Origin of the sequence: Pseudomonas guariconensis (assembly GCF_024127895.1) — a bacterium.
GTDB lineage: Bacteria > Pseudomonadota > Gammaproteobacteria > Pseudomonadales > Pseudomonadaceae > Aquipseudomonas > Aquipseudomonas guariconensis_B.
Genome location: NZ_JAMYBK010000020.1, coordinates 81,673 through 94,312 on the forward strand (window position 1 = coordinate 81,673; position 12,640 = coordinate 94,312).

General features: G+C 65.3%; 9 protein-coding genes and 1 riboswitch. Of the genes, 2 read left to right on the top strand and 7 right to left on the bottom strand.

The window, feature by feature from the left end:
* Positions 1 to 33: 33 nt before the first annotated feature.
* Positions 34 to 684: a 3,4-dihydroxy-2-butanone-4-phosphate synthase gene (ribB, locus tag NJF35_RS18990; RefSeq protein ID WP_225788765.1), complete on the bottom strand. Its 651-nt coding sequence runs from the start codon at positions 682 to 684 to the stop codon at positions 34 to 36.
* Between the two features lie 79 nt (positions 685 to 763).
* Positions 764 to 905, bottom strand: a riboswitch (FMN riboswitch).
* Positions 906 to 1,018: 113 nt separating this feature from the next.
* On the opposite strand from ribB, the gene NJF35_RS18995 reads away from it, so the two are divergent.
* A complete protein-coding gene (locus NJF35_RS18995) occupies positions 1,019 to 2,224 on the top strand; it encodes an RtcB family protein (RefSeq protein WP_253091379.1) in 1,206 nt (401 codons plus the stop codon).
* A 32-nt stretch (positions 2,225 to 2,256) separates the two neighbouring features.
* Here the strand turns inward: NJF35_RS18995 and NJF35_RS19000 are convergent, their stop codons facing one another.
* The 4 genes from NJF35_RS19000 to NJF35_RS19015 all read right to left on the bottom strand — a co-directional run bounded on the left by NJF35_RS19000 (position 2,257) and on the right by NJF35_RS19015 (position 7,516).
* A complete protein-coding gene (locus tag NJF35_RS19000; protein WP_253091380.1) occupies positions 2,257 to 3,153 on the bottom strand; it encodes an alpha/beta hydrolase in 897 nt (298 codons plus the stop codon).
* 20 nt (positions 3,154 to 3,173) lie between these two features.
* Entirely contained in the window at positions 3,174 to 5,402 is a 2,229-nt protein-coding gene (locus NJF35_RS19005; protein ID WP_253091381.1) for a TonB-dependent siderophore receptor, read from the bottom strand.
* 75 nt (positions 5,403 to 5,477) lie between these two features.
* Positions 5,478 to 6,824, bottom strand: a complete 1,347-nt coding sequence (locus NJF35_RS19010; protein ID WP_225788761.1) for a sensor histidine kinase — start codon at positions 6,822 to 6,824, stop codon at positions 5,478 to 5,480.
* On the bottom strand, positions 6,824 to 7,516 hold the full coding sequence (locus NJF35_RS19015) for a response regulator transcription factor (RefSeq protein ID WP_317235059.1): 693 nt from the start codon (positions 7,514 to 7,516) through the stop codon (positions 6,824 to 6,826). Before NJF35_RS19015 ends, NJF35_RS19010 begins: the two co-directional genes overlap by 1 nt.
* 394 nt (positions 7,517 to 7,910) lie before the next feature.
* Here NJF35_RS19015 and NJF35_RS19020 point away from each other — a divergent pair, with 394 nt between their 5' ends.
* Positions 7,911 to 9,341, top strand: a complete 1,431-nt coding sequence (locus NJF35_RS19020) for an amino acid permease (RefSeq protein WP_225788760.1) — start codon at positions 7,911 to 7,913, stop codon at positions 9,339 to 9,341.
* A gap of 332 nt (positions 9,342 to 9,673) precedes the next feature.
* Here NJF35_RS19020 and NJF35_RS19025 read toward each other — a convergent pair whose 3' ends face one another.
* Both NJF35_RS19025 and NJF35_RS19030 read right to left on the bottom strand, forming a co-directional pair.
* Complete coding sequence (locus tag NJF35_RS19025; protein WP_225788759.1) at positions 9,674 to 11,398, bottom strand: cobaltochelatase CobT-related protein; 1,725 nt, start codon at positions 11,396 to 11,398, stop codon at positions 9,674 to 9,676.
* A gap of 19 nt (positions 11,399 to 11,417) precedes the next feature.
* Positions 11,418 to 12,398 (bottom strand): AAA family ATPase, encoded by a 981-nt coding sequence (locus NJF35_RS19030; RefSeq protein WP_225788758.1) that lies wholly within the window; start codon positions 12,396 to 12,398, stop codon positions 11,418 to 11,420.
* Positions 12,399 to 12,640: the final 242 nt, after the last annotated feature.

Here is a 12,640-nt window from a genome sequence, read left to right on the forward strand (position 1 = left end):
CAGCAGAGAACCTGTGCAGGCCGGCCTACAGGATCAGGCAGGCATCGCCTCGGGCGCCAGCATCGCCTCGCGGTAGCGGGCCAGTTCCTCGATGGTCAGTACCGGCAGGTTGTACTGGCGGGCATACACCGTCACCTGTTCGCCGCGGGCCATGCTGCCATCGGGGTTCATCAGCTCGCAGAGCACCGCTGCCGGGCGCAGGCCGGCCAGGCGTGCCAGGTCCACCGAGCCTTCGGTGTGGCCACGGCGTGTCAGCACGCCGCCGTTGCGGGCGCGCAGCGGGAACACATGCCCGGGGCTGACGATATGACGTTGCTCTGCGGTCGAGCGCAGGGCCGCTTCGATGGTGGTGATGCGGTCCTGGGCTGAAACGCCGGTGCTGACCCCTTCGGCCGCCTCGATGCTGACGGTGAAGCCGGTACCATGGCGGGCCTGGTTGTTCTGCACCATGGGCGCCAGTTGCAAGGCATCGACGGTGGCTTCGTCCAGGCACAGGCAGACGATGCCGCTGCAGTCGCGGATCATCATGGCCATGGTCTGCAGCGAGAGGTTCTCGGCGGCGGCGATGATGTCGGCTTCGTCCTCGCGGTCGTCATCGTCGAGCAGCAGCACGGGGCGGCCGGCCTGGAAGGCGGCGATGGCGGCGGTGACGTTGGGGAATTGCGGGTGAGGCATGGTGGACATGAAACGCTCCTCGTGAATGATCGATGAACGTCTCGGGGCGAACAAAACGCGCGCGCAGGGGCAACGGATGCACCCCGCCTGACGCCTTCTTTCATCCGGACTATGACCGTCGGCCCTGGAATCTCACCAGGTCTGCTGACCCCCGGCATGGCCGGGGCGCTCGCGGGCTCATCTTTCGATTTACCGCCGGTGGGGACTTTCACCCCGCCCTGAAGACCGGGCAAGCATACCCCACGCTACCACCCCACTGGCAACCCGGCGGCCTACGACCTTCGGCGGTATCATGGTGAGTGTCCCGTACAGGACACTGGCAGGCTCTTGTGGAAACGACCCCATGGACATTCTCGAAGTCGCCGGCGGCAAGCCGGTCAAGTTGTGGACCGATGGCGTGCCGGTGGAAGACGACGCCCGCCGGCAACTGATGAACACGGCCAGGATGCCGTTCATCTACAAGCACCTGGCGGTGATGCCGGACGTGCACCTGGGCAAGGGCTCGACCATCGGCAGCGTGATCCCCACCGTGGGCGCGATCATCCCGGCCGCGGTGGGTGTGGACATCGGCTGCGGCATGATCGCCGCGCGCACCTCGCTGCATGCCCGCGACCTGCCGGACAACCTGCATGGCCTGCGCACAGCCATCGAGCAGGCCGTGCCCCACGGCAAGACCTTCGGCCGCCACGACCAGGGCGCCTGGGAGAACGTGCCGAAGCAGGCCGACCAGGTGTGGAGCCAGCTGGCAGGGCGCTTCAAGGGGATCGTCGACAAGTATCCACGCCTGGAGAAGACCAACAACCGCCACCACCTGGGTACCCTGGGCGGCGGCAACCATTTCATCGAGGTCTGCCTGGATGAGGCCGACCGCGTGTGGTTCATGCTGCACAGCGGCTCGCGAGGCGTGGGCAATGCCATCGGCAACCTGTTCATCGAGCTGGCCCAGGCCGACATGCGCCAGCACCTGGGCAGCCTGCCGGACAAGGACCTGGCCTATTTCGAGGAGGGCAGCCGGCACTTCGCCGATTACGTCGAGGCCGTGGAGTGGGCACAGGATTTCGCCCGGCATAACCGCGAGCTGATGATGCAGGCGGTGGTCGCGGCCAGCCGCAAGGTGCTGGGCAGACCTTTCCAGGCCAGCCTGGAGGCAGTCAACTGCCACCACAACTATGTGCAGCGCGAACGGCACTTTGGCCGCGAGGTGCTGGTGACGCGCAAGGGCGCGGTGTCGGCGCAGAAAGGGCAGTTGGGCATCATCCCGGGGTCGATGGGCGCCAGGAGTTTCATCGTGCGCGGGTTGGGTAACGAGCAGTCGTTCTGTTCGTGCAGCCATGGCGCGGGGCGGGTGATGAGCCGGACCAAGGCCAAGAGCCGCTTCTCCGTCGAGGACCAGCGTCGTGCCACGGCCCATGTGGAGTGCCGCAAGGACAAGGATGTGATCGATGAGATCCCCATGGCCTACAAGGACATCGATGCCGTGATGCGCGCCCAGCGGGAACTGGTGGAGGTGGTGCATACCCTACGGCAGGTGGTGTGCGTCAAAGGTTGAGGGGCAGGTGGGGCTGCAAAGCAGCCCCAGGATTAGCGAGACATGGACTCGATCACCCATTGCAACGACGCCGGCAGCATCGGCCCATGCCCTAACCCTTCGAAGCGTTCGAAGCGCACTTGCAGCCCAGGCACCTTGGCCAAATCGGCACTCAGCTGGCGGGCCGGGCGCTCCACGTCGCCCTTGCTCGGGCCACGCGGCCGGGATGGCTCGTCGCCACCACGCATCAGCAGCAGGCGCGGGCGGTCATTCCCCAGGCGCTGTTGCAACCCTTCGGCCTCGCGCACGATGGCGCCGTCATGCCACCACAGCGAAGGGCTGGCCGCCGCATAGTCACTGAACTCACCGGGACGGGTGAACAGCGCATGCAGCACCGCCAGCCCACCATAGGAATGCCCCCACAGCGTCTGCCGCTCCAGGTCGATGGGCGCGACGCTGGCGACCATCGGGCGCATGCGCTGGGCCAGCAGGTCGAAGAACGCATCCACCCCACCACTGGGCAAACCGGTCAACGGGTCGCGCGGGTCGGCCTGCCCTGGCAACGCCGGGGTGTAGTCATAGGTGCGCCCGGCGCGTTCGATGCGCTGCTCGGTCTGGTAGCCCACCGCAACCAGCAGCGGCGCCTGGCCGGCAGCGAGCCTGTCCAACTGCATGGCGCCCAGGGCACCCAGCGCGGCATTGCCGTCGAGCATCCACAGCACTGGATACCCGCCCGCAGGTGCCGGGCGGTCGGGCTTGCCGATCCACAACCGGTAGTGCCGCTTGCCGTCGAGCGAATCCAGGTCGAGGTGGCTGAAGCGATAGGCGAGGTCCTGGCGCTGCAGCACGCTGGTGTCCATCTTCTGCTCGCGCTCCGGCTGCGCCACGGCAGCAGGCGACAGGGCCGCGAGGGCCAGCGCCAAGGCCAGGGGCAGGGTCATGTTGCTCATCGGGCGATCTCGTCGTGGGTTCAGAAGGACGCGGTCAGGCTGGTGTAGAGGGTGCGGCCAGGTTCGTTGTAGGTGGCCGCGCCGGCACCGGCGATACCGTTCACACCCTGGGCGTTACCCGCCCGGTACAGGCGCTTGTCGAACAGGTTGTCGATGCCGGCGGTCAGGCTCAGGTGCTGGGTGATGGCGTAGGTGCCGCTGGCGCCGACCAGGGCGTAGGGCGCCAACTGGTCGTTGGCCGAGCCTGTGACACGCTCGCCATGATAATCGTATTTCTTCGGCTTCTGCTTGCCGTACCAGGCGACGTTCAGTTGCAGCGAGAGGTCGTCGGTGGCTTGCCAGTCGAGCATCGAGTTGAGGGTGTAGGCCGGGGTCACCGAGAGCGTCTCGCCGGTTTCCTTGTTCTTCGACTGCAGCATGTAGGTGAGGTTGTTGCTCCACTTCAGCTGTTCGCTCAGTGGAATGGTCAAGGTCCCTTCCAGGCCTTCCACCAGCGCCTTGGGGATGTTCTCCCACTGGTAGATGGCGGCGTTGGCATAGTCGCCGCTACCGCCGCTGGCATTGCCGACAGGGCTCAGGCCGGAGTCGATCTTGTTCTTGTAGTCGTTGCGAAAGTAGGTCAGGCCGGCGACCCAGCCGTTGGCCTGGTACTCGATACCCAGTTCCTTGTTGACGCTGGTCTCGGCCTTGAGGTCTTCGTTGCCTTGCAGGTAGCAACTGGTGGTCTGCCCATAGCAACCCTGGCCGCGGCTGTAGAGCAGGTAGTCGGGGTTGAGCTGGTACAGGTTCGGCGCCTTGTAGGCGCGGGCGATGCCGGCCTTCAGGGTGAAGGTGTCGCTCAGCGCGTGGGACAGGTTCAGCGAGGGGCTCCAGTTGTCACCGACGATGCTGTGATGGTCGAAGCGCAGGGCCGGCGTAAGCATGGTGCCGGGCATCAGCTCGATGTTGTCCTCGGCGAACAGCGAGAAGATCTGCGCCTGGGAACTGGTGTCGCGGCCGGCACTGTCCAGGCCGCCGACCGCGCCGCCTTCGCTGGTGCTCTGGGTGTTGGCGCTGGGGTCGTCGAGCTTCTGCTGGCTCCATTCGGAGCCCAGGGTCAGGGTCTGGTCGCGCCAGGCCTGCAACGGCAGGTTGAGCTCGCCGTGGGCGGTGAGGCCGCGCAGGGTCGAGGTGTAGAAGTCGGTGCTGCTGAAGATGCCTTCGGTGCCGCCGGCCAGGCCTTCGTTGATCCGGCTGTTGCGGGTCTTCTCGTATTGCAGGTAGGCCATGGAGCTGCCGAAGTCCCAGTCGCCGCGATGGGTGACCGAGTAGGTCTGGCGGTACATGCGGTTGGTCTCGTGGCCAAGCATGCTTTTCACGTTGGCGTTGGAGTTGGTGTTCTGGGTATCGCCGGTATAGATGTTGCCCTGGCGGCTGAAGCCTGCTTCGAACTCCAGGGTCTGTTCCGGGTTCAGGCGCCAGCTCAGCTGGCCGTTGAGGTCCTTGTTACGCACCCCCTCGCGACCGGCGGGCAAGGTGCCGGCCTGGTTGCCGGTACGTGCGGATTCATGGCCGGCGTTGATGTCCCAGTCGTCGGCGTCGGTCCTGGCGACATTGCCGTACAGGCGATAGCTGAGATTGTCGGTGAGCGGGCCGCTGAGGCCGAAGCTCATGCGCTTGGTGGCGCCTTCGTCGCCGTGCTGGGGGAAGTTCTGGTAGAGCGTGACGTTGCCGTGGGTCTGGCTGGAGGCTTGCTTGGTGATGATGTTGACCACCCCTCCCATGGCGCCGGAGCCGTAGCGCGCCGCTGCTGGGCCACGGATCACCTCGATGCGCTCGACCTGGTCGGCCGGCACCCAGTTGGTGTCGCCGCGGGTGTCGCGTTCGCCGCGCCAGCCATAGCGGACCGAGCTGCGGCTGCTGACCGGCTTGCCATCGACCAGGATCAGGGTGTTCTCCGGGCCCATGCCGCGGATATCGATCTGCCGGTTGTTGCCGCGTTGACCGCTGGTGGAGTTGCCGGTCAGGTTGACCCCCGGCATGGTGCGGATGATCTGCGACAGGTCGTTGGCCGGCGGGCGCTTCTTGATGTCCTCGGCGGTGATGATGGACACGCCTGGGGCCTGCTTGGTCTCCTCCAGGGCGGTGGCCACCACGGTCTGGCTTTCCAGTTCGATCGGTTGCGGCTGGCTGGCAGCTTGCACGGCGCTGGCCAGCAGGCCGCTGGACAACAGCAGGAAGGGCGCGAGGGGAAGTGAGCGGGGCGACATCTGCGATCTCCGGAACGTCGGGCTGAATGCGGGAGATCAGGGATGATAATTACTCGTAATTGAGAGTAAAGCGCATTAACTTTCTAAACATTCCTCGGCAGCCGGTAGCACCAGGTGCAGGCACAGGCCAGGGTGGGCGTTGCTCGCCCACAGCCGGCCACCCTGCAGTTCGATGGCGCGACGGGCGATGGCCAGGCCCAGGCCGAAGCCGGCGCCGCTGCCTGGAAGGCGCTGGTAGGGTTCGAAGATACGTTCCAGGTCGCCGTGTGCCACCCCAGGGCCCTCGTCGCGCAGGCGCAGGTGCCAGTGCTCGCCCTCGCGCCAGCCATCGAGGCTGACCCGCCCCTGCGGCGGCGAATGGCGGATGGCGTTGCGCAGCAGGTTCTCCAGGGCCTGGGCCAGGCTGTCCAGGTGCGCCTGCACGCGGCATTCGGTGCCTAGCGAACAGGGCAGCCGGGTGCGTTCCCAGCCGCTTTCGAAGCAGCTGTCCTCGCACAATGCCTCCCAGACCGAGAGCACCAGTACCGGCGCGGTGGGCAACTGCGGATGCTCGGTGTCCATCCAGGCCAGGTCGAGGGTGTCTTCCAGCAGCCGCTGCATGTCCGTCACCTCGCGGCCCAGGCGTTCGTGCAACTGCTCCGGTGGCAGGCCGCTGTCATGGGCGATGCGCAGCCGCGCCAGGGGCGTGCGCAGTTCATGGGACAGGGTGCGCAGCAACAGGCGCTGTTGCTCCAGGCTCCGGCGCAGTCGCCCGGCCATGTGCTCGAAGGCCTGGGCCAGCTCGCCCAGCTCGTCGCGACGCTCCAGCAGCGGCAGGCCGGGGCTGTCGAGATCATCGGCGCGCAGTGCGTCGGCACGGTCGCGCAGGCGGTTGAGCGGCACCACCAGGTGGCGATACAGCAGCAGGCCCAGCAGCAGGGCGAGCAGGGCTGGCGCTACGCCATGGGTGACCACGTGGGTCCATGGTGTCAGGCCGGTGGGCAGCAGGCGCTCGGGCAACTGGATGACCAGGCGGCCGTCCTCGGGATGTTCGGGGAACTCGATGCTGACGTACGGCAGCTCGTCCTGCAGGCGTTTGCTCATGGGCCAGTCGAGCTTGCGCATGAAGGTCAGGTGGCTCGCCTCCTCGGCGCTCAACGGTGAGGTGCCGAGGCTCTCCAGGCGCGGGCCGACCAGCGCCACCCAGGTGTCCTCCGCCTTTGCCAGGTGCTGGCGGAAGGCCTGCGCACCGGCCGCGCCACCGCTGCGCCATGCCTGTTCGGCCTGCTGCGCATAGCGTGCCAGGTAGAGGCGGTCGGCCTGGTCGAGGAAGTAGGTACGGCGCTCGACCGACAGGCCCCAGGTCCAGATCAGCCAGGTCAGCAGCAGGCAGAAGCACACCTGCAGCAGCGCCAGCTTCCACAGCAGGGGGTGACGGCGCATCAGGACGCTTCCGTTTCGACCAGGATGTAGCCTTGGCCGCGCACCGCCTGGATCTGCAAATGCTGCGCACCGATTGCCGCGAGCTTGCGGCGCAGGTTGCAGACATGCACGTCCAGGCCACGGTCCAGGCGGGTGTAGGGGCGGTGCAGGACGCTCTGGTAGAGGAAGGCCTTGCTCAGCGCTTCCCCAGGGTGGGCACGCAGGGTCGCCAGCAGGCGGTATTCGGAACCGGTGAGGCCGGCATTGCGGCCCTGGTGCATGACATCCTGGGCGCCCTGGTCGAGGGTCAGCTCGCCTTCACCTCGAGGTTGCGCCTGGCGCCGATCGAGGGCCACGCGGCGCAGCAGGGCATCGACCCGGGCGTCCAGCTCGGCGAGGCTGAAGGGCTTGGGCAGGTAGTCGTCGGCCCCGCGGGTGAAACCGCTGATACGGTCCTGCTCGGCGCCCAGGGCCGACATCAGCATCACCGGCACCGCCTGGCGCTGTCGTAGGTCGTCCAGCAGGCTGAGGCCATCGACGCCGGGCAGCATGATGTCCAGGAGGACCAGGTCGAACCCGCCCTGACGCATGGCGTCCAGGGCCTGGGTGCCGCTTGCGCAGGCGTGCACGGCGAAGCCTCGGTCGTGGAAGTGGCGTTCCAGGTCCTGGCGCAGGTGGGAATCGTCTTCGGCGAGGAGAAGCTTGGGAGACACGGCGAGGCCTTGATGAGAATTCGTTGCAATTACGAATCATCCCACTGCCGGGATCGTCGAGGCAATGGCCCGTTGCTGGCATTTCGTCGCAGGGGGCCTTCGTCAACCGTATGTTCTCTGCGTAGCGCTGCCCGACGGGTTGTGTAATCTCCCACAGGCCACGGCATCAGTCATGGAGCCAGGGGCACTGGATCTTGGGCAATTTGCTGCGATCGGGAACACGATCGACGTCCCCACGTGGCTCCAGCCGCGTGCCGGAATTGGTCCTAAAAAGTTCTGCACCCCAGGAAGACACTGCGTAGGCAGCCAGGTTCGTTCCCCCTATCTAAGGATCGATACCGGCCGCTTCTCTACTGCCTTTCAACCTAAAACAATAACGAATGGGGTGAGCAGCATGTCCGTACCTCAACAAAACCGCCCGGAGCAATCCAACGGCGGCCTGCAATCGGGACTCAAGCAACGTCACATGGCCATGATCGCCTTGGGTGGTGTCATCGGTGCCGGCCTGTTCGTCGGCAGCGGTGTGGTCATCCAGTCTGCGGGGCCTGCGGCCCTGCTTTCCTTTCTGGTCACAGGTGTACTGGTCATCTTGATCATGCGCATGCTCGGCGAAATGGCTTGCGCCATACCCGCCGTCGGGTCGTTCTACGAATATGCGCGCATGGCATGGGCCGATCATCCACAAACGAGCCAGCTGGCAGGGTTCCTCTCCGGCTGGATGTATTGGTATTTCTGGGTGATCGTCGTCGCGGTAGAGGCCGTGGCCGGCGCTTCGCTCATTCAGTTCTGGTTGCCGGATGTCCCGGCCTGGGCCATCAGCCTGACGCTGATGATCATCCTGACCTTCACCAACCTGGCCTCGGTCGCTTCCTTTGGCGAGTTCGAGTTCTGGTTTTCCTCGATCAAGGTCGCCGCGATCCTGGTGTTCCTGCTTTTGGGCGGGCTGTACTTGCTGGGCATGTGGCCGACCGAAACCCAGCACGGGCTGAGTTCGATGCTCGACCACGGTGGCTTCATGCCCAACGGCATCGGCCCGGTGCTGACGGGGGCGGTGGCTGCGACCGGGTTCTATTTCGGTGCGGAGATCGTCACCGTGGCTGCTGCCGAATCCTCCGATCCGGTGCGCTCTGTCGCGCGGGCGACCAACTCGGTGATCACCCGCGTTCTGTTCTTCTATGTCGGCTCGATCCTCCTGGTGGTCACCCTCGTCCCGTGGAACTCCCCTGCCATGCTCACGCCGTACTCCAGCGCCCTGGCAGCCATGGGCTTCGACTGGGTCGCGCACGTGATGAACGCCATCGTGCTGACGGCAGTGCTGTCCTGCCTCAACTCGGGCATCTATGCGTCTTCACGCATGCTGTTCGCGCTGACCAAGCGCGGCGATGCTCCGCGCAGCCTGGCCAAGCTGTCCGCACGCGGCGTGCCGCGCCGTGCGATCTTCTTCGGCACGATATTCGGCTACCTGTCGGTGATCATGTCGTACGTCTCGCCGGACACCATCTTCGCCTTCCTGGTCAACTCCTACGGCACCGTGGCGATCTTCGTCTATGTGCTGATCGCCCTGTCCCAGCTGCGTTTGCGTGCGAAGCTGGAGCGCGAGGCGCCAGAGAAGCTCAAAGTGCGGATGTGGTGCTATCCCTACCTGACCTATGTCGCCATTCTTGGCATGCTCGGTATCGTCGCCGGCATGGCCTTCATTCCCGAGCAGCGCATGCCGTTGGCGCTGGGGGTCGTCAGCCTGGCGATTCTGGTGTTGGCGTTCATCACGCGCAGTATCTGGCGGCGTCTCAAAGGCCTGCCCACCGTCATACCGGTGAGCAGCTAACCGTTGCCACACGCTTAGTACGCTGTCCTGGGGGCCTGTGCGGTCAATTCGAACGAGCGAATTGACCGCACAGGCCCCAAGTGCTTTTCAGCCGAGCTCTCTGCACTGGTGTGCAGAGAACGAGCCCCAGCGAGCGCCGCTATACCCTGTGGGAGCAAGCGGGCTTGTCGAGGCGTCGAACCGCCGCGAACACCGGCGAAGCCGGTGCCATACACCGCGTTGCATTCTTCGCGGGCAAGCCCGCTCCCACAGGGTCCCCGCTGAATCAAAGAATGAGAACTGGCTTGCCGGCGATGGGGGGTAATGCAGCGTCAATGTCGCTTGACTGACGGTCATCGGCCGTTGAGCAGACGCAGGATCTCGTCGAATACGGCATTGTCCAGGCTGCGCGACAAATCCAGCTCCAGGCTCTGGCGGTAATAGGCGCTCAGGTCCAGGCCGACGCCGAGGGCATACAACTCGATGCGGCCCTCCTGCTCGATCTGTCGCGTTACTTGCTTGAGGTGTAGGTCGAGGATGTCCTGCTGGTTGGTCTGCTGGGTGGCGCTGTCCATCGGGCAACCGTCGCAGATGACGATCAGGATGCGCCGGCGTGCATCACGCTGCAGCAGCCGCTGGCGGGCCCAGAGGAGCGCCTCGCCATCGATGCCTTCGCGGAAAAGGTCGGCCTTGAGCAGCGCGGCGATGCTGGGGCGGGCGCGGCGCCAGGGCGTTTCGGCATCCTTGTAGACCAGGTGGCTAAGTTCGTTGAGCCTTCCTGGGTTGGCGGGTTGGCCCATGCCGCGCCAACGCTTCAAAAGACGCCCGCCATTCCATTGGCCGGTCGTGAAACCGAGTATTTCACTGCGAGCACCAGCCAGTTCCAGGGCTCGGCTGAAGGCGTCAGCCAGCAGGGCGATGTGCTCGATGTGGTTGCGCATGGAGCCGGAGTTGTCGATCAGCAGGCTGACCAGGCAATCACTGTGCGGGCGTTCGCGCTCATGGCGAAAGATCTCGCGTTGCTCGGGGCTGATGATCAGGCGGCTGAGGCGCCCGGCATCGATCTGTCCGTCGCGCTGGGCGAAGGCCCAGCCATCTCGGCGAGGCACTGCCAACAGGGCACCCAGGCGCTTGGCCAGGCGCGGCAGGTTCAGGCCCTGGCCCGCCAGGTGACGGTCCAGGCGCTGGCGCAGGTCACGCAACGTTTCGGGCCGCACCAGGCTGGCAGCGTTGTGTTCGCAATCGTAGTCGCGGCTGAATACCTGGTAAGCGAAGGCGTCGTTGCCGCCTCGTGGATTACCTTGGGCAGCACCGCCGTCACTGATATCGCCCTCGCTATCCTGATTCACATCCAGCAGCAGGGCGAAGGCCAGACGCGCTTTTTTGTCGGCTTCAGCGACGTTGCCCTGGTCGTCATCGAACGGTTCGGCATCCAGGTGCTCGATCAGTTCCTGCACCTTGGCGGCAATCAGCAAGGCATGCTCGGTGAACGCTGCCTGATCGTGGCGACAGCGGCGCAGCAGCCCGAAGGCCGCGCCAAAATGGCCGAGCAGGCTCAGGCGTGGCGCTTCGATGAGCATCTCCATCTGCTCCCCGGCGCGGCCGCCACACAGCAGGATCCAGCTCATCTGCGCCAGGGTGAAAAGCAGCAGGCCGATGTGCCCTTCGGTGTGCCCGGCGTCGAGAAACTGCTGGCTCCACTGTTCGAAGCGCCGCATCAGGTTGCGCTGGACGCCTGGATGGCTGTCGCCCACCAACGACTCGACGCGCAGTTGCTCGAGCAGTTCGAACACCAGGCGTTCGATAGGTTGGGCTGGGAGAACCTGGTGGACCAGCGCCTGGTCGCTGTGTTTCAAGCGCAGTGCCAGGCTGTCGGCCACCCCGCGCCAGGCGTGGCTCTCGTCGCGTTCGGGGTCAGGGTGCAGGTGCGGTGCGCGCACCGGGACGTGCCGTTCACGTACTTCCAGCAGGCCACCGCGGTAGCGTACGCGCCGTTCACCGGACAGTGCGCGCAGTGTCGCCGCGCAGAGTTCCTCGAGTTGTTGCTGGCGTTTCTCGCGGCGTGGCGGTGGGGTCATGGGGGCTTCCTGTGAGGGATCAGGCCAGTGCCAGCAAAGGGAACGCCGATTCGGCCAGCTCCTGGTCGAAACAGCGTTGGTAATATTCGGCGACGATTGGTCGCTCGGCTTCGTCGCATTTGTTGAGGAACGTCAGGCGGAAGGCCAGCGCCGGGTCGCTGAAGATCTCCATGTTTTCCGCCCAGGAAATGACACAGCGCGGCGACATCAGGGTCGACAGGTCGCCTGCGGCGAAACCTTGCCGGGTCAGGTCGGCCACCGCCACCATCTGTTCCAGCAACCGTTCGCCGTGTCGGGCGACCAGGTGCGGCACCCGCGCGGCGACGATCGCGACTTCTTCGGCCTGGGGCAGGTAGTTCAGGGTGGCGACGATGTTCCAGCGATCCAGTTGCGCCTGGTTGAGCACCTGGGTGCCGTTGTAAAGCCCGTTCAGATTGCCCAGGCCCACGGTATTGGCGGTGGCGAACAAGCGGAACGATGGGTGCGGATGGATCACCTGGTTCTGGTCGAGCAGGTTGAGTTTGCCGTCGCGTTCGAGAATGCGCTGGATCACGAACATGACGTCCGGACGACCGGCGTCGTACTCGTCGAAGATCAGCGCCATGGGGCGGCGCAGTGCCCAGGGCAAGATGCCTTCCTGGAATTCGGTGACCTGTTTCCCTTCACGCAGCACGATGCCGTCCTTGCCGATCAGGTCCAGGCGGCTGATATGGCCGTCCAGGTTGACGCGCGTGCAAGGCCAGTTGAGCCGCGCGGCGACTTGTTCGATATGGGTCGACTTGCCGCTGCCGTGCAAGCCCTGCAGCATCACCCGGCGATTGCGGGTGAAACCGGCGAGAATCGCCAGCGTGACTTCCGGGTTGAAGCGATAGGCCGCATCGCTCTCCGGCACCAGTTCGTTTGGCGTGAGGAGCACCGGTACGCGCATGCTGGAGTCGATGCCGAACAACTCCCGGACAGGGACCAGACGGCTTGCAGGTTCGATGTTCAGGTCGGTCATGAGTGTCGTCTCGGGCCGGAGGGAAGTCTTGATTCTAGGGACGCTGCCGGGGCTGGGGAGGGGCCAGTTACGGGGGGGCGATGCGGCCAGTGGCGGCTGGCACTACGTTCAGGCGAAAACTGGCTCTGAATCGCCCCGGCTTTTGTGGAGGCCGTTTCGTTTAAGTCAGGCCGCCATGGCCTGACCTGCTTGTTGCTGGTGGAAGTTTGCCTCAGCCTCCGCAGGCGGGATATAGCCGATTG

Coding starts and splice junctions, on each gene's coding strand:
- ribB (WP_225788765.1), bottom strand. CDS start 684: ATGTCCACCATGCCTCACCCGCAATTCCCCAACGTCACCGCCGCCATC.
- NJF35_RS18995 (WP_253091379.1), top strand. CDS start 1,019: ATGGACATTCTCGAAGTCGCCGGCGGCAAGCCGGTCAAGTTGTGGACC.
- NJF35_RS19000 (WP_253091380.1), bottom strand. CDS start 3,153: ATGAGCAACATGACCCTGCCCCTGGCCTTGGCGCTGGCCCTCGCGGCC.
- NJF35_RS19005 (WP_253091381.1), bottom strand. CDS start 5,402: ATGTCGCCCCGCTCACTTCCCCTCGCGCCCTTCCTGCTGTTGTCCAGC.
- NJF35_RS19010 (WP_225788761.1), bottom strand. CDS start 6,824: ATGCGCCGTCACCCCCTGCTGTGGAAGCTGGCGCTGCTGCAGGTGTGC.
- NJF35_RS19020 (WP_225788760.1), top strand. CDS start 7,911: ATGTCCGTACCTCAACAAAACCGCCCGGAGCAATCCAACGGCGGCCTG.
- NJF35_RS19025 (WP_225788759.1), bottom strand. CDS start 11,398: ATGACCCCACCGCCACGCCGCGAGAAACGCCAGCAACAACTCGAGGAA.
- NJF35_RS19030 (WP_225788758.1), bottom strand. CDS start 12,398: ATGACCGACCTGAACATCGAACCTGCAAGCCGTCTGGTCCCTGTCCGG.